The following is a 20,468-nucleotide window of genomic DNA, read 5'->3' as shown; positions in this document are numbered from 1 at the left end:
AAATGGATTCAGAAAATTTGGCTCCGTTAATAGCAAAATCAGCATCAGCAATCCTTTCAGCAGGGCCAACCTCTAATTTATTAGAGCTTTTTTTACCACCTCCAAAAAGGTTTCTAACCCAATTACCAGCAGGTTCCCAGAAACTCTTTCTCGGAGGTTTCGTATTACCAGCTAATAAAGAGGAAAAAGCATCGCTAGCTGCGCTTCCTGTATATACAGTTCCCTAATCAGTTTGATAAATACTTCCCCCTCCACCGGAAGATAAAGAACCAAAACCATAGCTTTCACCATAGCTACCCGCATTTCCTAAGCCTACCCAGTTTGGATTGCTTCCTCCATAGCTTACATCCGCATTCTCAAACCCGTCGCCAGCTATTTTCAGCATATTCATCGGCTTCATCCCATCAGGATCTACAAAGCTTACCGGATTATTAAAAGCATAATTATAAGGCGAAAACCTTCTCATCTGCTCTGTTAAAGGATCTACTTCAGCATATTCATCGGCTTCATCCCATCAGGATCTACAAAGCTTACCGGATTATTGAAAGCATAATTATAAGGCGAAAACCTTCTCATTTGCTCTGCTAAAGGATCTACAACGCCCCATCTTCCAATATCGGACATATACATTCTGGCACTGTAGTCACTCCAGCCTGTTTCTTTTTGCAGTTCTTTTCCGTTGTACTGGTAGTTGTAGGCAGGGTTCCCGGTGAATGTATTATAGCCTTCCTGCTTTAAACCAAACGGGTAATAATTGTTTTCTTCAAGAACTTCTGCGCTGCCAGCTGTGTTTTTAAAGTAGTTTAGAATGAATATATACTTTATGCAAGGATATACAATGAAGCACTTTACTTGAAGTGATTGTTAAAAAACTGTTGCACGAATCATTTCGTGCAACAGTGGGGATTATTGTAAATTGTCTATTTCAAAACCGACTCTTTTGAACATTTCATAAAAATCATTAAATAAAATATTATTTGCAAAATACTTTTCAAAACTTCTATGTCCCTCAATCTTTAAAATGGGCACCTTTTCTCTTTTTCTTATTGAACCAATGACACTAACTAGGCAATCTCTAAAAGAATGAAATTCAGTACCAAAATAGCCATATGATTTAAAAAAAGATTTCCCAATTTCATAATATACATCTAAATCTATTCTCACTTTTGATAAATCAATTATGATTGTAGAATCAACATTATCAATAGTTTCCCTAACTCCATTTAACAGATAGCATCCTCTTAAATAATAATATTTTTGCTTATCGTTTAATTCATACCAATTTATTTTTTCTTTTTTATCAGAAAGAAGTTTGAAGTTATCAATATATCCTTGATTGTATATACCCAAAGGGTCATTAAATATTCCCAACAAAACAATTTCGGTTGTTTTAATTAAAATATCTGAAACGTTAAAAATATAATCATTTTTAAAGGTTTTAAAAGAAATCCTAATTATTAAATCTTTTTGAGAAATTTCTCCAAATTGTAGATTGGTAGATTTAATATCACTTCTTTTAATAACTATTTTATCAAAATCTTTTTTGTCAATTAACTTTATATATTTTGCCGACAATAACGTCTTTTCTTCTAATAAAAATTCTATTTTCATTTTATTACTGAACTTGTTGGTATTTGTATAATTTTTGTATAGTCATGATTAATAACTAATCTCCGCGCACCACACAAATCCTTTCGTGTGGTTTGAAGAACTATAAATCATACATTCTAAAGACTAAATGTTTATGATTGAACATATACAGCCAGCATGAATTTCTATTCATCAAAATATGCTTTGCGTAAAGATATACAATGAGGTAGTTTACTGGAAGTAATTATTAATAAAATGCCACACGAAAGGATTCGTGCGGCAGCGTGGGATTAAAAAATTAAGGATCAAAGAATGAATAGCTTTTTACAAAAGTATTATAAAACTAGATTTCTACCTCATATCTTATAAAATATAATTCTTCCGGATTGTGGAATTTATAATTTCTACTCATCAATATATGTTTTCGTAAAGATATACAATGAGGTTGTTTACTGGAAGCAATTACTAAAAAATTGCCACACAAAAAGATTCGTGTGGCATTGAGAAGATTTTTTTATATAGAAATAAATTTAGACAAATCGTAATTACTACGATGACTTATAATCATATTATCACCACCAAGTCCTTTAATACAAGTAAAATCGGTAAAATAATTACTTAATAGCTTTTCATTTCCCTTATCTTCAAATTTGTTTTTTTTATAAAAATTAATATAATCAGAAAAAGTAAAATCTTTGTTGGGAATAAAAATAGAGCAACTGTAAAAATAATTCCAAAGATCAAAAAGAAAATTATAAGTATTTTCATTTACAACTATTCTAGCAATACTATCGAAACGTTTATCATCCAGCTTTCTTAAAACAATATATTCGCCTTCACTATTAAATATATCTAATATTTTTGTTTTAAGTTTTTTTAATTCTTTTTCATCAGTTAAATCTTCTTCTCTCCTAAATGAAAAAAATAATGTACTTCCTTTAAAAAATAAAGATTTATAAATATTCTTTATTTTACTCAAATCATCCCAGTTATATAAATTGAAATCATCAATAAAAAGAAGACCAATATCTTTGTTTAAAATTCTGTTGTGAAATTCCATTTATCTTATTTTATAGGTTTTCCGAAATTAAAAGGATTTAAACTTCTATGAGGTGAGTTACTAAATCCCCAGTAATTTGAGTGAAAATGTAATGTATTACCTCTATTTATTGAAGGTAGGCCATGATAATCTATGCGAAATTTTCCTCCACTAGATGATGCGTAGGAAAATATAGTCCCACCACCTACACTTGGATTTGCATATAGAAATTCTGTCCTGCCTATCTTAAAACCGTATCCTCCATTTATTCCAAATGGATTTACCTGAGAAACTTTTTTCAATATTATAGCTTCTGCAGCTTTTTCGGTTATAAAACCTGCTCCATATGCATAATCATTTGTTGTATACTCGGGTGCATCATTAGCAAATTTTACAAGCCCATCTATTGTTTTTAATGTATTGTAAGCTCCTAAACTAAAAGTATTAGCAACTCCATCCCAATAACTATCACCAAAAACTTGACCTTTAACATAACTCCAAGTAGATTCAGCACCATCTATAAATCCATCTCCATAACTGCTAATAAAGGATTCTGTTTCTAGAACGTCACCAACTTCTAGCTTCCCAGTTCTACTTTTAGTTGCAGTAGCTCCCGGAACAATTGTTGCAATTCCAGCTCCTTTATTACTCTCTCCAAAAAGGTTTCTAATCCAATTACCAGCACGTTTCCAAAAGTTTGGTTTCGGAGGTTTCGTATTACCAGCTAATAAAGAGGAAAAAGCATCGCTAGCTGCGCTTCCTGTATATACAGTTCCCTGATCAGTTTGATAAATACTTCCCCCACCACCTGAAGATACAGAACCAAAACCATAGCTTTCACCATAGCTACCCGCATTTCCTAAGCCTACCCAATTTGGATTGCTTCCTCCATAGCTTACATCCGTATTCTCAAACCCGTCGCCAGCTATTTTCAGCATATTCATCGGCTTCATGCCATCCGGATCTACAAAGCTTACCGGATTATTAAAAGCGTAGTTATAAGGGGAGAACCTTCTCATCTGCTCTGCTAATGGATCTATAACGCCCCATCTGCCAATATCTGCCATATACATTCTGGCGCCGTAATCGTTCCAGCCTGTTTCTTTCTGTAATTCTTTGCCGTTGTACTGGTAGTTGTACGCAGGATTGGTTGTTGTTGCAGTACTTGCATTATGCCTTAAACCAAATGGATAATAGCCGTTCTCTTCAATGATCTCCGTTCCTGTTCCCGTACTGTTTTGGGTATAGCTTAAACGGTTATTTCCCAGATGATCCGTATAGGTGTAAATATACTTATTATTTTCAAAATTATAATATCCTTCGGCAGTAGGAACAAATTTTAATACGGGTGCTGTCTTAGTTCCTGTATACTTGGCTTCATATTGGAACCCATCCAGATAATCTGTTACCGTTATAGTCTCCATATTCGTTTTCCCGGATCCGAACGTGTAGGTCTTTTGAAGCTTGGTTCCGTCTGCCTTGTATACATACTTTGTATTTACATTAAAAAGCAGATTGGCATATTCCCTTGAAGCATATAGCTTATCAAATTCTACATAATCAGGAAGATTAAGGAAGTTATAATCAATCTTTAAAACGCCTTTGTCTATATGATCTTTCATATTTCCATTGTCATCATAGGAAATCGTATTTCCTGAAGAATCCGGATAACCACTGTAATTACCAGACGTATCTGTAATGGTATTGAGTTTGTTCCCGGTATAATTATAGGAGAGATTGTCAATAAGCTGCGCCGCTGCTGAAAAGCTTTTCCCGTTTCTTTGCAGGGAAGTGATATTCCCGTTCAGATCATAGGCTAAGGTTTCATTAAAGAATCCGTTCTCAGGAACAGAAGCTCCAGGTTCAGAATACGTTCCTTTTTTAAGCCTGTTCAGGGCATCATATTGATAGTTATACTGTTTTAAAACCTGATCCGAAGCTGTTTTCCAGGTCACCTCAGTAATATTTCCGTTGTATTTTCCGGTAGAACTCTGAGTGGTATTCTGAGGATTGAAATACTTCATCTCATACCCGAAAAGCTTTGTTCCGAGTGCATTGGGATCATTAATTTTCGTAAGCGCACCGCGGATGTCATACTGATAGTCGATGCTTTGAAGTCCATTACCTACTTTTTTATTGGAAAGTTGAGAAAGTTCGTTATAAGTATTCTCCGTTAAAAGTTCTACCGGACCGCTGTTTATTTGATGGCGGTGCTTTAAAACACGGTTCTGGCTATCATAATCAAAGCTTTGGGTAATCACTTTTTCGACATCTATATTCTGTCTCTTGTGATATACCTTCGTCTGTTTGGCCATTCCGGAAAAATCCAGCTCAGATTCTGTACGGGTGTATCCGCCCAGATGATTAATGCTGTAGGTTCCTGTTGCCCTTCCTTTTTTATCGTAATACACATAATTTTTAGTCCAGTTGTCGTCCTCTATATTTTTCACAAGGCTTAGGGTAGGCATCGCCTGCGTATTGACCGAAGCATTCTGTGTATCGGTAATGACAGGTTCTCCCAGTATGGAGGAAGGAAAAGCAGGATTGAAACTGTAGGCAGGGTAGGTGTCGTAGTAGTTTACGGACAGAAGAGTATCTATATTTAAATATACACTGGTATAATAAACAGTTATTCCATTCCTTACGAAACCACTGGAATTGCGGGCATCGTAGATAACCAAATCTGCAATCTGATTCTGCAAGATACTTCTGCTACTGTTATTGTTGACTATTCCGGTATAAGCAATTCTGCCGAGCATATCATATTTGGTCATCAGCCATTTGTTTTGGGTGGCCATTACAGCATCCTGGGTAAGAAGCAACTTGTCGGCTTTATCATATACCATATATTCCCAGCCTTTTCCCGGAACTTTTTTCTCTACCAGTCTTCCCAGCCCGTCATAGCGGTATTGGTAACACAGCTTGTCCAGCATCGTCTGATTGGGAGCTGAAGTTTCCACAGCCAACGGTGGAATGACATACACCAACTGACCGTATTCATTGTAGAGGTAATAAGTATCTACATTCTGGGTGCCGTCGTTTTTTCTTACCAGGATGGTCTGTCCTTTACTATTTTTAAATTCTGTACCGGTATTTCCATCCGGATCGGTAACGGAAGTTTTCATAAGCTGGTTGGCAGCAAAGGTTCCCGGTAAATCAATCTTGGAATTGGTTCTGCCTTCTACCCAGCTTGTGGTGATTTCATATTTCTTTACTTCATTGGCGGCATTGGTTCCGTAAGCCATATTGGACGGTTTCTGTGACCATGCAGTTCCTACCGGAGCCACTTGGTTCACTCTTGTGGTAAAAAGATCGTCGTAGCGTTTTTCGGAATAGATCTTTTCACTTCCGTATCCGGCGGACGCAGCATTGGCAAGCGGGTCGGTATAAATCGCTCCACTCGCTGTGCCCGGTTGCGGAACAGGAAGATAGCTTTTGGCCTGCCTCCCTTTTGAATCATATTCTATCGGGACTACAACATCTTTTCCAAGTGGCGTAGCCTTAATGGCAACTGACTGTATTGGTCTTCCCAATCCGTCAAAATACTGCACAGATTCTGATTTTTTAGTACAGTCTCCATCCAGGCAGTTTTTGGTATAAATGTAGTTTTCAGAAGTACTGAGACTGGTTTGCGCGGAGATAGCTAATGAAAAGAGAAGAGTGAAGAGTGAAAAATATTTTTTCATCCCTGATTTTTCTGTTTTCATGATTAATTTTTCATTATATGTGTTCATTTGTTCAGTTTTAATTTTGAGGTTTTAATGCTTGATACCAGCATACTGATGAGCTCATTGATGTATTTGGATGACTCTTCAAATCGTTCCGTATTGATATAATGGATGCCGTGCAAAAGTTCAAGCCAGTAACAGGTCTCGTTAGCTTCCTTCAGAAAAATGGAAGGCTTGCTGATAAAGTCTGTCTTGCTATGGGCGAATTCTGCTTCACGGATTAATGCGCCAATCGCTGTTCCGCTTCTAAGCAACTGTTTTGACATAATAAACTCTTTCGCTTCCGTCAACCTTTTGTATTGCTCAACAATATAAATACTGAAAGTAAAACTCTTATCTTTTAACACATTCTTACTCTTCATTTTTAATTCTTCATTCATCATTCACTAGTGTTTGTAGTTATACTGGTTCTCCTGCAATGTTTTTCCATCTGCGTCCTTTACCTTGATCAGCCTGCCTGCATTATCATAAACATTTACCGTTCTGATTCCGTTTGCTGAAATGGAGTTCGTTATTCCTACCAAAGGATCATAAGTGGTGGCCGTTATACTGTAGTTTTTCAAAGCAGGATCTTTTCTCAAGGCTTCCAGAGCCAGAAGCAGCCCTGCTTCGTTAGCGGGATTGTCACGGTCCTGATTAGAAGCATCGACAGCTGCCATAACTGTAGAAAGAGAAGCTACCTGAGAATAGGAAGCACCTGCAATCACGGCAATAGGTCTGGTCTGGTAATATCCCCAGATTGTTGTCACCGGAATACCGTTTTTCCCGGTTGCCTGTACCAGATTCCCTTTGTCGTCATAGACATCCATAGTGGAGAGGGTAGAAGGACTTTGGGTCTGTCTGTTATAGCCTATTACAGAGGTTGGATATACGCTGGAAGAACTATCAAATTTAGTTTCTGATTTTCCGATGGTTTTGCCGTTTTCTTTTACTTCTGTTTCCAGTAATACTCCCGTCATATTGGCTGCCAGCAGTCTGGTGTGATTTTTATCCTGGGCATATTTATAGAAGCTTTCAGTTACTGTTCCGTCTGCAGCAGTAGTCTTTGAAGAGGAAGCCTTGTAATTATCCGCTCTTACATTGTTTTCACTCGAAGTTTGCAGGAAAGAGGCTGTAGATCCTGAAGGATAAGCAATTGAACTGCTCTTTGTCTGGCTGATAAATGCTGTTTTGGAATAAAACCCCTCATCAGTCTGGTAATCCAGGTTATCTGCTATGCCAAATGTATACTCGTATTCGTCTCTTCCCAGAAGGTGGTTGGTCTCACTAAACATTTCCTTTTTCTCCAGAAGTCCTGATCTTAAAAGGTTGTAGTAAGGCTGGAAATTAACAGAATTTCCATTGACCGTCGTCTGATACGATGGATAATCCTTATCCAGCTTAAAGTAATATTTTGCGTATCCGTTTCCTGAACCGTCCGCTACCTTTACATTTTTAAACATCACTTTGCCATCACGGGAAATATAGCCGCTTGAAGTGTTGGAGTTTGAAAAATCATCGTATTGGTATGAAATCTCCTTCACCGGTGTGCTGTTGCTTATATCATTAAACCTTTTGATAGTGCGTATTCTGTATGATGCATGTGAATTTCCGTTCCAATAGGGCCCTGGATTGGTTATAAGCTCCTGCAGATCAAAAAACACCTGTCCATGCCTTAAAGGTACATTGGCGGTGACGGTATATTGTCCGGGATAATTATAAAACCTTACATGCCCCCCTTTTTGATTGGTTGTAAGTACTTCACTTCCTCTTTTCAGTGTATAATTGATTCGTTTATTTTCAGGCACCGGAGGCAGTAGAATGGGTTGCCCGGTATTAGGATCCACATCGGTGTAGGCTTCTGAATAATTTATCCAAAACGGTATCTTGTTTGAAGGATCGCCGGGGATCGTAAAAGAATATGTGAGTGTTTGATTGGTATTAAAATCAAAAGTGGAAAATGACTGTTTGTGCTGTATACAGGAGTTCACGTAATCCATTGCTAAAGATGCAAGATAGGCCTCAGAATTCATATCGGCATAAATATCTGAGCTTTCGTAAACATACTCTGTGACCCCTTTCGTAGGATAAATAATTTTTTTGAGAACACCTTGGGGACTAATAACGTTGCTTCCAGAGCATGATGAAGCGTACTGAGCATCTAAACTCAGAGGATTGTAGAGCATTGCCGTTTCTTCGATAACGGTCTGCCCATCCATTTTCTTTATTTTGTCCAGCTGCCTTCTTTTATGCGTAGCATTCCCCGGATAGGGGGGAACGGGATAGGAATATTCAAAAGCATATTCCGCTGCTTTACCGTAGAAATTATTCAGACTTACCTTTTTAATGCTGTAAGGATCATTCATGGTTTTTTCCAGGGCCTGGTCGTAGTCATAAACGATTTCAATATTTCCACTTGCCGTATTTATTTTCTGAAGGTGGCAGCTTTTATAAAGAAGCGTGGTATTGTTAGTATCGTACTTCGTTGTTTTCTGATAAGTGAAATTGGCGGTTTCTACCCCATCAGCACCTGTGATGCGGGTAAGGAAAAAGGCCGATTTGTATTCCAGTCCCGAAAGCCCTTTATTTTCATAAAAACTATCATAGCCTACCGCAGTGGAATAATCGTTGAAATAATAGGTGCTGCCATCATCATCGGTAATGGTAAAAGAATCAACAATTAATGTAGCGGTGTTATTTTCTTTGGTATACGCTATTTTAACATGGTTCAATGGGGAAAGATCTACTATTCTGAATGTATTCTCGGTGGTATTTCTTTCTATTTTAAACTTTCCTGAAAATCCCGGGAGATTGTAGTAATATTCATCATCGAAGGCATTTTTTTCGTAATGAGGGCTGGCTGTATTCTGAAACGCCTCATCTGCCAAATTTCCGTTGATCTTTCTGGAAATCACCCCGCCTTTGAAAATAGACCAACCTGCTCCGGATTCTCCTGCCGGTTCATCCTGTGAAACATTCAATGGATTATAACTCAGCTGTAAGCCAAAGCCCGAACCGCCATATCCCGAAATACTGACTAGCGGTATTGAAATTTCCGGTATACCTAATGCCAATGATGGCGGATTATCTGTAAAATCTGCCAGGGAAGTAAGCGAAGGAACCGGATTGGCGGAATCTCCAAAATTAACTCCCTGAAACTGGTGTTGTGCCTGTAAAGTAAAGTTTAAGCTTACTAAGCTTATAAGGCACATATATATTTTTCTCATTACCTAAGTTTTTATTTCTTTATCAATTTAGCATTCGCCGTTTTCCCCGTATCCGTCTTTATCGTCACCAGATAAGCCCCCTGAATTAAATTCTGAGTATTGATCTTAGTCACTTTATTCTTAGTCTTTAAGCTTTGAAGCTGTCTTCCGCCCATGTCATACAATAAAATATCCGCTTCCTTGAAATCATATCCTATTTCCACATAAGCATAATCTGATACCGGATTCGGATAGATCTTGATATCCTGCTTTTCAATCAGCTTATTAATTTGGCTGTCTCCAAGTTTCACAATTTTCCAGTTTTCTTTTCCTAGTTCTTCGGCGCTGGTTCCGGCAAGAATAATAGAACCGTCTCTGTTTAATTTGATATCTGAAAGCCTTTCCTCTCGTTTTCTGGATTCTCCTTTCACGTGCTTTCTCCATTGCTCATTACCTTCTTCATTTAAGTAAAGCATCCAGAAAGTTTCATCATCGGAAGAGGTCCCTGAGGCTCTCGAAGGGCCCTCTGCCTGGGTATAACCTCCCAATAGAATTCCTTTTGTAAAGTCTTGGTTCTTGGCTCTTGAATCTTGGCTCTGAATAACACTCATTCCCATCAGAATATCACGGTTTCCAAAACTGAAGGATTTCTGCCAAACCTCTTCCCCTCTTTCATTCAAAGAAAGCAGCCAAAGATCTGTACCTTCTTCAATGCCAACTGTTTTATTTCCTGATCTTTCGGATCTGGATTCACCACCGATTAAGTAACCTGTTGATGTTAAGGCTAATGTTCTGATATGATCATCTCCTTTTCCTCCATAATTCTTTTCCCATTCTACTTTTCCGGTTTTGTCGAGCTTGACAATCCAGTAATCTCCTTCACCGAAGTTTTCGGAATTCTTTGAATAATTGATGTTTGATAAATGATCATTGATATTGGAAGACGCCCCATTTCTATTGGACTGCTTTACATCATTGATCATTGATCTTTTATCATTGATGCTTGTGGAACTTCTGGAATAAATCCCTAACAGTGCTCCTCCATCTTTCGTAGGAATTATTTTCTCGACTTCATCCAGACCCTTTCCACCAAGAATGGTTTCAGAAAGTACTTTTCCGTTTTTATCCAGTCTTGAAATCAAGACATCTTTTGAACCGTAACCATTAGTTCCCTGAGGCTCTCGAAGGGAACTTTGTCTGTTACCCGCCACAAAGAATCCCAGATCCGTCGTCTGAATAACAGATCTTGCTTCCTCATCAGAAGAGCTTCCCAAGGTTTTCTGCCACAGTTCATCTCCAAATTCATTGATTCTTACCAGCCAGATATCGGATCCTCCTTTTGAATCTTCTTTTTTATCTAATCCTTTTCCGGAATAAGAAGTTCCTGCCAGAAGAAATCCTCCTTCCTGAGTAGCCACAGAAGCCGACAAATAATCGTGGTTATTTCCGGAGAGGTATTTTTCCCATACCTGCTCGCCTTGCTGATTGAGTTTTATCAAATGAAAATCATAACCATTGTTTTGCTTCCCCGTTCCCTGAGGCTCTCGAAGGGAACCTGCCGAAGAACGAATAGAACTTCCGGAAATAAAATACTGCTGATCAATAGTAGTTGTAACCTGGCTTAGAAAATCCTGGGTAGAAGATTGGATATCTTTCTGCCACAATACTTCCTGGGCAGATAACCCAAGAACGGTGCATAAAGAGAACGCACCCAAGTAGAATTTCTTCATATTTTGTGTATTTAATATTAGTTTTAATAAAAGTTGTACAAATTTAACATTTTTTAACGACTCTTAAAATCTCCTTAACGAGATTTAATATGAATGATATCACATGACTGTACTTACACTTAATTCATATGATCATAAGGCAAAGCTAATACTCTATAACGACAGAACTTGTCGTATAAAATAAAAAAGAGCCGACCCCCGAAAGGATCAGCCCAAAACATTAACTGTTTATATTGATAGAATTATGATGTCTTATTTCCAGCCACCGCCTAAACTTTTGTAAATATCTACAACGGTGCTCAGCTGTTTCTGTTTCGCCTCAATCAGCTCCATTTTGGCATCCAGAGCATCTCTCTGATTCAGAAGAACCTCAAGATAATCTGCTCTTGAATTCCTGAACAACTGGTTCGCAATATCAATAGACTGATCCAGTGCTTTAGTTTCCTGCGATTTCATCTGATAATATTGGTCTATATTTTTAACTTTCGACATTAGATTCGCTACATCCAGATAAGCATGTAAAATGGTCTTGTCATACTCATACAACGATTGAATCTGCTTGGCATCGGCAGTCTGAAAGTTGGCTTTGATCGCACTTTTATTGATCAGCGGTCCGGCCAGTTCTCCTGCTAAATTATAAGCTATCGATTCCGGCATTTTAACCAAATAAGAGGGTTTAAAGGCTTCCAGCCCTAATGTTGCAGAAATTTCCAGTGACGGATAAAACTCCTTTCTGGCAGCCTGCACATCCAATTTTGCAGCTTTTAATTCTAATTCTGCCTGTTTGATATCAGGACGGTTGGCCAATAACTGGGAAGGTATTCCCGTGTAAACCGTCTGTGGCATCGTAGACATAAAGCTTTCCTTCGTTCTTACGATAGGCTGCGGATATCTTCCCAGAAGTGCATTGATCTGGTTTTCTTTTTCGGTGATATCCTGACGGATTGTATATTCCGCGGCTTTGGATTTCGCCAGTTCGGCTTCAAATTTTTTCACTGCCAGTTCCGTAGCTGCTGCTGCCTGTTTCTGAATCTTGGAAATTTCCAGAGCCCTTTCCTGCAGCTTGATATACTGCTGAATAATATCCAGCTGATTATCCAGTGCCAACAGTTCGTAATAATTATCTGCAACTTCTTCAATAAGGTTGGAAAGGACAAAGTTTTTGCCTTCCACGGTAGAAAGATAGTGAGCAACTGCCGCTTCTTTTTCGGTTCTCAGCTTTTTCCAGATATCAATTTCCCAGTTCGCCATCAGCCCTCCTTCGAAATTCCCAAGCGGATCCGGCATTTCTTTTCCGGGTTCTATTTCTGTAGTTGCATCACCGGCGCCTTCGCTGGTATAGCGTCCTGCTTTCTTAAGCCCGGCTCCTATTCCGGCAGAAACCGTTGGAGTCAGCTTTCCTTTTTTGGCTAAAACACCGCTTTTTGCAATTTCAATTTCCTGTAGCGTGATCAGCAGCTCCTGATTGTTTTTTAAAGCAGTCTCAATTAAGCTTACCAGATTCGGGTCTGTAAAAAACTGTCTCCACGGAGTTGTTCCGCTGTTTGCATTGGCATCCTGCTGCTCGTCCTGATTAAAATTCTGAGGCAGGTTTTCTTTTACTTCATCTTTTATAACGGTAGCCATCGGAGCTTTACAGCCTATAAGGCAAAGCGATAGAGCAATGGCTGCTATATATTTATTATAAATCTTCATGTTTGTCATCGTGTTGATAAGGTTCAGTTTGTTCTGTTAAAGGATTCTCCTCTTCATATCTTGCCAGTCTCGACTTCTCCGCAATCGTTCCGAAAATATAATACAGTCCCGGAATAATCATCAGTCCGAAAATAGTTCCTATCAGCATTCCTCCGGCTGCGGCAGTACCAATTGTTCGGTTACCTATAGCTCCCGGACCTGTTGCCATTACAAGTGGAATAAGACCAGCAACAAATGCGAAGGAAGTCATCAGAATCGGACGGAAACGGATGGCTGCCCCTTCGATAGCTGCTTGCGCTACAGGAATTCCCTCCTCTGCTTTCTTCTGTACGGCAAATTCAACGATCAATACGGCATTTTTACCCAACAGACCAATCAACATAACCATGGCCACCTGTGCATAGATGTTATTTTCCAGTCCTAATAATTTTAAGCATAAGAATGCACCGAAAATACCTGTTGGAAGGGATAAAATAACCGGCAGCGGCAAAATAAAGCTTTCATACTGAGCAGCAAGGATCAGATAGACAAATCCCAGACAAACCAGGAAAATAAATATGGCTTCATTTCCTCTGCTCACTTCATCTTTGGAAATACCTGCCCAGTCTATTCCGAAACCTCTCGGAAGTGTTTTGTCTGCCACTTCCTGAATGGCTTTAATGGCCTGTCCACTACTGTATCCCGGCGCGGGAGTTCCGCTCACCTCTGCAGAATTATACATATTATGTCTTGTAATCTCAGACAGTCCATATACTTTTTCCATTCTCATAAAATCTGAATAAGGAACCATCTGCTCTTTATCATTTTTTACATACAGTTTTAAAAGATCTGTAGGCAGTGCACGGTATTGAGGACCGGCCTGAACAATTACTTTATAAGGTCTGTCGAAACGGATGAAACTGGTTTCATAGTTGGAACCAATCAATGTAGACAGGTTATCCATGGCATTTTCTATCGTTACTCCTTTCTGCTCGGCAAGATCGTTGTCTATTTTAAGCATATACTGCGGGAAACTAGCAGAATAGAAGGTGAATGCAGAGCCCAGTTCCGGTCTCTTTTTCAGTTCTTTTACAAAATCATTACTTACCTGCTCCATTTTATGATAATCTCCACTTCCCGCTTTATCCAGCAGACGGAGTTCAAAACCTCCTGCAGCTCCATAACCTGGTATGGAAGGCGGCTGGAAGAATTCTATATTGGCACCGGGAATATTTTTGGCATTTTCTTCCAGTTTTTCAATAATCTCTGCGGCCGATTCTTTACGGTCTTCCCAGCTTTTAAGGTTAATCAGACAGGTTCCTGAATTGGATCCCGTACCTTCCGTCAGAATTTCATATCCTGCCAGTGAAGAAACCGACTGTACTCCATCAATATCTTCAGATTCTCTCAATAATTCTTTAGCAATCTGGTTGGTTCTTTCCAGAGTAGATCCCGGAGGTGTCTGAATAATCGCGTAAATCATTCCCTGATCTTCCGCCGGAATAAATCCTGAAGGAAGAGAGTTGCTCAGGAAAAAAGTACAGGCACAGAATGCCAGCAATAAAGGAAGTGTAATGGATTTTTTCTTAACGGTTTTGTTAAGCATTTTCTCATATCTTCCGGCTCCTTTCGTAAATAAATTATTGAATTTATCTAAGAAAATGGTAATCGGCGTTTTCTTTTTAGCTTTTCCGTGGTGATTTTTTAAGATCAAAGCACATAAAGCCGGAGTCAGTGTTAAAGCCACAACCCCCGAAAGAATAATGGCAGAGGCCATTGTAATGGAAAACTGACGGTAAAATACCCCAACCGGACCGGACATGAATGCAATCGGAATAAATACGGATGCCATTACCAACGTGATTGCAATAATTGCCCCGCTGATTTCGTGCATCGCTTCTTCCGTAGCTTTTAACGGAGAAAGTCCTTTTTCTTCCATCTTGGCATGAACGGCTTCAATAACCACAATCGCATCATCGACGACAACCCCGATGGCCATTACCAGTGCAAAGAGCGAGATCATGTTTAACGTAATTCCAAATGCGGACATGACGGCAAATGTACCTACCAGTGAAACGGGAACCGCCAAAGCCGGAATCAGTGTTGAACGCCAGTCTCCAAGAAAGAGGAACACCACGATTGCTACCAGAATAAAGGCTTCAAATAAGGTATGAATAACCTTTTCCATAGACGCATCAAGGAATCTGGAAACGTCGTAACTGATGTCGTAATGCATTCCTTTCGGGAAGTTATTTTTCTCCAGATCCTTCATCAAGGCTTTAACATTCTTGATAACGTCGCTGGCATTGGAACCGTAAGACTGCTTTACGGTAATCGCGGCAGAAGGTTTTCCGTTCAGGGTAGAATAGATATCATACATGGAAGAACCGAATTCTATATCAGCAACATCTTTCAATCTTACAAATTCGCCCCCCGGTTTTGCTTTCAGAATGATATTTCCGTAGTCTTTTTCATTATTGAAACGTCCTGAATACTTCAGGATATATTCGAAGGACTGGGAGCGTTTTCCTGAACTTTCCCCTGTTTTTCCCGGGGAAGCTTCCAAACTCTGCTTATTCAGAGATTCCATCACTTCGTCTGCGGAAATGCTGTAGGCGGTAAGCCTGTCCGGTTTCAGCCAGATACGCATCGCATATTCACGGGTTCCGAGGATATCTGCAAAACCTACTCCACTCACCCTTCTCAATTCGGACATCACATTGATATCGGCATAATTGAAGAGGAATTTCTGGTCTGCTTTAGGATCGTCGCTGTACAGGTTAATGTACATCAACATGTTAGGTTCTTCACGGGTAATTTTCACTCCTTCACGCACTACCAGAGGCGGGAGTTTATTTACTACTGAAGATACACGGTTCTGAACGTTTACCGCGGCAACATTGGGATCTGTTCCCAGGTCAAATACAACCTGAATGGAAGCTTCACCATCGTTACCCGCATCGGAGGTCATATATTTCATACCGGGAACGCCGTTCAAACCTCTTTCGAGGGGAATAACTACTGATTTGATCAGCAATTCGTTGTTGGCTCCCGGATATTCTGCGGTGATATTTACTTTAGGAGGTGAAATGGAGGGAAACTGAGTCACCGGAAGTTTTACCAGCGACAGGACTCCCATAAATACAATGATCAGTGAGATCACAATAGACAGAACAGGTCTGCGGATGAATTTCTTAAACATACTGCTTCGTTTTAAGAGTAGACTACTCTGCTTTTAGTTTCAATGACTGAAGAACTTTTTTAGGATCCTGGAATTTGGTCTGTATTTTCTGGTCATCTTTCACCTTCTGTACTCCTTCTAAAAGAATCTTATCTCCTTCCGCAAGGCCTGAACCTACTACATAAAGGTCGGGCAATTCATAAGCTACTTTTATATTTCTGGATTTTGCCATTCCTTTTTTATCAATAATAAATACGTATTTCTGATCCTGAATTTCATACGTTGCTTTCTGAGGGATGATGAGTGCATTGTGAACAGGCAAAGTCATCTGTACTTTTCCGGTTTCTCCGTTTCTCAGCAGTTTATCCGGGTTTGGAAATTTTGCTCTGAACGCAATATTTCCTGTTTCATTATCAAATTCTCCTTCTATGGTCTGAATCTCTCCTTTTTGGGGAAGCATTTCTCCGTTGGCCATAATCAGGGATACCAGTTTACTTCCTCTGTCGGCAGCATGGGTCTGGTAAGTAATGTATTCCGGTTCTGAAACGTTGAAATAACTGTAAACATTGGTATTATCCGACAAAGAGGTCAGCAAATCTCCTTCGTCCACAAGGCTTCCCAATTTCAGCGGAATCCTGTTGATCACCCCGGAAAACGGAGCTTTAATGTCTGTAAAAGATAAATGAATCTGGGCCAGCTTCATTTCTGCATTGGCAGCGTCCAGCTTGGCTTTTGCCATTGCTCTTTCATTTTTGGAAACAATATTGTTACTGGCAAGCGTACTGGCATTTCTCAATTCTATGGCAGCCTGCTCCACTTCTGCTTTGGCTTTTAATAATTCAGCCTGATAAAGCTGGGGCATAATTCTGAACAGGGTCTGTCCTGCCTGCACATACTGGCCTTCATCTACATAAATTTTTTCAAGAAATCCTTTTTCCTGCGCGCGGACTTCAATGTTTTTGACAGACTGAATCTGAGCTACATATTCCTTGTTGATTACCGTATCCATTTTCACTGGACTGGTAACGGGATAAATGGCAGCTTCTTCTTTTTCTTGCTTTTTCTGACTGCAGCCAACCGCCAATAAAAGCGTGCTGAGTGCAATGCCTGAGGCAACTCTTTTGATCATAATTCTAGAGTTTAATATAAATCGTTAATGTTTTGAATGGAAATAAAACGGTAATGGAAATCCTGCGGTGTAATGATTACCGGACATAGACAACGCAGTGTATTTTCCGCTCATAGAGGAACAGAAAACAGATCACGAAAATGAAATTTTAAATTCTGATAGAACGGATCAGAATGAAAGTTTTAACATTGGAATACAGCGAAAGAAAACCATGAATTCCCGGTTTTCTGCTTTTAAAGGAGTGAAGCCTAAAAATGTAGACAAGACTGAATACACTGGCAAATACAGCCATAAACTGTAGAGTATCAGACAACTGAAAGTTATCTTCAGTGAGTTCAAAGGTGGTATTGTCAAAATTATCAGCCATCTGCTGTACCGAGAGTTTTTCAAAAGTCTGGTTCAGGCGGTTGGCTTTTTTAGGCATATGGTGAGAAACCTGACCGGAATAATCATTGTTGAGTGTTTTGACATTGAGCCTGCTTTCTACCACAAAGAGCAGAAAAAGGGCGGTCAAAAAATATACTATATAGTTTCTCATTTCGAAGTCGCAAATGTACACTTAGAAAGACATACGCTCATAGTAGATTAACAAAATTTAACGCTTCTTTAAATTAACTGAATAAAGAAATAATGCATTCATTTTCTTGTGGATTACCATTTTATATCACCCTAATTCGACAATAATAAGTATAAATACCATTTAAAATTGTTTTATGGCAAATTTCAAACATGAAATAAAACCGGGTAAAGAAAAGACCCTACTCTGTAATAAAAAAAATGCTTTGGTTTGAATTCAATTTTATTTGTTAATTTTTTTAACCTGAATTGTGGATTATGAATCTATTAAATGACTGATTTTTAAAATGCTTTTATTTATCGCAAGGATAGACAAAGTTTTTTTTACTTTTCTGATTTTTTTAAAGATAAACAAAGCCACTTCGTTTATTAAAGTAATACAAGATAGGGTTTGCATTCATTAATTTTACGTGTGGGATGATATTAAAATCTGAAGTATTAAATCTTTTTGGGTGAGTACGGCTACTCAGTTTTTTATAATAATGAATAAGTCTGTGAGTTTTTTTCTATTTCAATTGCATATTATCTGTCATGGATTGATTGGGCCAAAGCGTAAGATAGTGTCTGTTATTATAAGCCATGAGGGTTTCCTGTTGTTTTTTCAGGAAAATGATAAAATTTTAAACTCTCAACAGTATGATTTAAATCATTTTTTACTGTGTATCAGCATTATATAATTTTTAATAATTTTGCACCAAATTAAAAACAACAAATGTAATCATGAAAAAAAATGTACTTTTTTATTCTTAAAACCGATTGTTTAAAGCAATATTCTGCGGTTATCAGCTCTGCTGATCTTTAATGAGTTTCCCTTCTTTATCATTCAAATGAAAGTTTTGTAAAGAAATTGTAATGCTCAACTGGTAGAAAAACAAGATTAATTTATGTAAAATTAACATATATTCATTAAAAATATTCGTAATTTTATATAACATTAACATATTTATTTCATGAAACCTATCCAAATCACTTATCACTATGAAAAAATTATTCACATCGGTTCTTATTGGGCTGGCCATCCTTTCCTCAACAGCGTGTAAACATCCCGGCAAAGAAGCAGAAACCATTGCCGAATCTGCACCTGAACACAAAGATGAGATCTCTAAAGATGTTTTTACCGACAGTTATGGGGAAAAAATTGAAGTGACCATCAACCACACAAAAAGTACAGCTACCATTCACCTGGAAGGCAAAACTTATGAACTCAAGAAAAGCGATGCTCTTCCTGAATACACAGCAAGTAACGAAGAATATCAGTATTCCGATATTAAAGGAAATATCACTTTACTGAAAAAAAACGTAGATATGGTACTTTTCCATGCAAAACGTGAAAAAGGTTCCGGTTCTGCAAAAATGGCTTCTTACTAATATAACCTGAGCTCAGGATAAGAAATTAAGATTGGAAGATGGAGGATGGAAGTTACTATTGGACGGTAAGTATTTAACAATTTTACATGTATTGAAGTCGTTTTAAAAATATAATAAAAACACCTTGTATTTATATCTTTGAACTTCAAGAACTTCCCTCTTCGAGCTTCTGACTTCCTTACATCATGATAAAAACTGAAATGTCTTATCCCTAACAGGTTAATATAGGAACTATAACAATATTAAAAACCACACACAAAATCACCATGAAAAACTTATATCTTTATCTATCGGCTATGATGATGCTGGTATTTCTGACAGCCTGTAAAACGCCGGCCGCTCAGAAAACGACTGATATTACCGGTAAAACCTGGAAACTTACGGAACTGAACGGAAAGCCCATCCAACTTAAAAGTCCTAAAAACAATCCTTATTTCAAACTGAATACGGAAGGCATGAGATATGAAGGCCATGCGGGCTGCAACGGTGTTGGAGGAACTTATGAAATCAAGCCTGATGTCATGAGAATCAAATTCAACCAGGGAATGTCTACCATGATGGCCTGCGAGGATCTTGAAACAGAACAGCTTTTCACAAAAGCTTTACTTGCTGCAGATAATTATTCCGTTAATGGAAATACATTGACTTTAAATAAGGCGCGAATGGCTCCTTTGGCGAAATTTGTTCTTCAACCGTAGTTGAGGGAAAAGACGAAAAAAGTAAAAAAGCTGAGGAGGCGGAAGGGCTGAGAAGGCAAAGAAGGTGAATAGGTAGATAAAAAATTGACTGTTTTACTTTTTTTGCCATTTTACCGTTTCGCCTGTGGGCTTATTATGAGGATTTTTTATAGAGCATATAGCAGATCAGTAGGCTTATATTGACCAGAACAGCAAACGCATTGGACACAATAATAGGCAGCTCATCTTTCATAAAGCCATACCATACCCACAACGAAAGCCCTGAAATAAGGACCAGAAGCATTACCAGAGAAATTTCATCAACATTTTTTTCTCTGATAACTTTAATCAGCTGAGGGATCATGGAGATGGAAGTAAGAATTCCGGCTATTATACCCAGGGTATTTTCATTCATAGTTTCAATTCTCTTCTGAAGATAAGAATTTTCAGGGAATATCTGTGAAAGATGGAAGGCGGAGGCCGGAAGAGGGAGGATATGGAAGGCGTTAAAACAATTTCGATTATTCTCATGTTCTTTACTGCAACTTCAGCCCATTGATATCCTGGCAGCACCTTTTGACTTCCTCTTCC

The 20,468-nt window shown here is 38.5% G+C and carries 15 protein-coding genes and 1 pseudogene; 3 read left to right on the top strand and 13 right to left on the bottom strand.

Annotated features, from left to right (window positions below):
* The first annotated feature begins 2 nt into the window (after nucleotides 1–2).
* Nucleotides 3–227: a hypothetical protein gene (locus ACM46_RS16895; RefSeq protein ID WP_048507875.1), complete on the top strand. Its 225-nt coding sequence runs from the start codon at nucleotides 3–5 to the stop codon at nucleotides 225–227.
* Here the strand turns inward: ACM46_RS16895 and ACM46_RS16890 are convergent.
* From ACM46_RS16890 to ACM46_RS16840, 12 genes and pseudogenes are all read right to left on the bottom strand, one after another.
* The gene (locus tag ACM46_RS16890; RefSeq protein WP_048507874.1) at nucleotides 224–466 is read right to left on the bottom strand and encodes a hypothetical protein; all 243 of its coding nucleotides are present in this window, start codon (nucleotides 464–466) and stop codon (nucleotides 224–226) included. The two genes, ACM46_RS16895 and ACM46_RS16890, sit on opposite strands and share 4 nt — an antisense overlap.
* Before the next feature lie 41 nt (nucleotides 467–507).
* Nucleotides 508–807: pseudogene (locus ACM46_RS23015) on the bottom strand (RHS repeat domain-containing protein); the annotation flags it as partial.
* Between the two features lie 99 nt (nucleotides 808–906).
* Nucleotides 907–1,611, bottom strand: a complete 705-nt coding sequence (locus tag ACM46_RS16885; protein WP_048507873.1) for a hypothetical protein — start codon at nucleotides 1,609–1,611, stop codon at nucleotides 907–909.
* A 493-nt stretch (nucleotides 1,612–2,104) separates the two neighbouring features.
* Entirely contained in the window at nucleotides 2,105–2,650 is a 546-nt protein-coding gene (locus ACM46_RS16880) for a hypothetical protein (RefSeq protein WP_048507872.1), read from the bottom strand.
* A 5-nt stretch (nucleotides 2,651–2,655) separates the two neighbouring features.
* Nucleotides 2,656–6,336, bottom strand: coding sequence for a DUF6443 domain-containing protein (locus tag ACM46_RS16875; RefSeq protein WP_157859461.1), 3,681 nt, complete (start codon nucleotides 6,334–6,336; stop codon nucleotides 2,656–2,658).
* A 23-nt stretch (nucleotides 6,337–6,359) separates the two neighbouring features.
* Nucleotides 6,360–6,740 carry a four helix bundle protein gene (locus tag ACM46_RS16870; RefSeq protein WP_048507871.1) on the bottom strand — a complete coding sequence of 127 codons (381 nt, stop codon included), beginning with the start codon at nucleotides 6,738–6,740 and terminating at the stop codon, nucleotides 6,360–6,362.
* 3 nt (nucleotides 6,741–6,743) lie between these two features.
* Nucleotides 6,744–9,563, bottom strand: a complete 2,820-nt coding sequence (locus ACM46_RS16865; RefSeq protein ID WP_048507870.1) for a hypothetical protein — start codon at nucleotides 9,561–9,563, stop codon at nucleotides 6,744–6,746.
* An 11-nt stretch (nucleotides 9,564–9,574) separates the two neighbouring features.
* Nucleotides 9,575–11,272, bottom strand: coding sequence for a T9SS type A sorting domain-containing protein (locus tag ACM46_RS16860; protein ID WP_048507869.1), 1,698 nt, complete (start codon nucleotides 11,270–11,272; stop codon nucleotides 9,575–9,577).
* Between the two features lie 252 nt (nucleotides 11,273–11,524).
* Nucleotides 11,525–12,967, bottom strand: coding sequence for a TolC family protein (locus tag ACM46_RS16855; protein WP_048508253.1), 1,443 nt, complete (start codon nucleotides 12,965–12,967; stop codon nucleotides 11,525–11,527).
* Nucleotides 12,954–16,148, bottom strand: a complete 3,195-nt coding sequence (locus tag ACM46_RS16850; protein WP_048507868.1) for an efflux RND transporter permease subunit — start codon at nucleotides 16,146–16,148, stop codon at nucleotides 12,954–12,956. Before ACM46_RS16850 ends, ACM46_RS16855 begins: the two co-directional genes overlap by 14 nt.
* 22 nt (nucleotides 16,149–16,170) lie before the next feature.
* Nucleotides 16,171–17,256, bottom strand: coding sequence for an efflux RND transporter periplasmic adaptor subunit (locus ACM46_RS16845; protein WP_173426495.1), 1,086 nt, complete (start codon nucleotides 17,254–17,256; stop codon nucleotides 16,171–16,173).
* Nucleotides 17,257–17,404: 148 nt separating this feature from the next.
* Nucleotides 17,405–17,794 carry a hypothetical protein gene (locus ACM46_RS16840; protein WP_048507867.1) on the bottom strand — a complete coding sequence of 130 codons (390 nt, stop codon included), beginning with the start codon at nucleotides 17,792–17,794 and terminating at the stop codon, nucleotides 17,405–17,407.
* A 1,016-nt stretch (nucleotides 17,795–18,810) separates the two neighbouring features.
* Between ACM46_RS16840 and ACM46_RS16835 the strand changes: the two genes are divergently transcribed.
* Nucleotides 18,811–19,200, top strand: coding sequence for a hypothetical protein (locus ACM46_RS16835; protein WP_048507866.1), 390 nt, complete (start codon nucleotides 18,811–18,813; stop codon nucleotides 19,198–19,200).
* 266 nt (nucleotides 19,201–19,466) lie between these two features.
* Nucleotides 19,467–19,898 carry an META domain-containing protein gene (locus ACM46_RS16830; protein WP_053082719.1) on the top strand — a complete coding sequence of 144 codons (432 nt, stop codon included), beginning with the start codon at nucleotides 19,467–19,469 and terminating at the stop codon, nucleotides 19,896–19,898.
* A 133-nt stretch (nucleotides 19,899–20,031) separates the two neighbouring features.
* On the opposite strand, the gene ACM46_RS16825 is transcribed toward ACM46_RS16830, so the two are convergent.
* Entirely contained in the window at nucleotides 20,032–20,292 is a 261-nt protein-coding gene (locus ACM46_RS16825) for a SemiSWEET transporter (RefSeq protein WP_048507864.1), read from the bottom strand.
* Nucleotides 20,293–20,468 lie beyond the last annotated feature (176 nt).

It is taken from the genome of Chryseobacterium angstadtii, from assembly GCF_001045465.1.
In the GTDB taxonomy this organism is placed as follows: domain Bacteria; phylum Bacteroidota; class Bacteroidia; order Flavobacteriales; family Weeksellaceae; genus Chryseobacterium; species Chryseobacterium angstadtii.
This window is presented reverse-complemented; position numbering and strand designations above follow the sequence as displayed.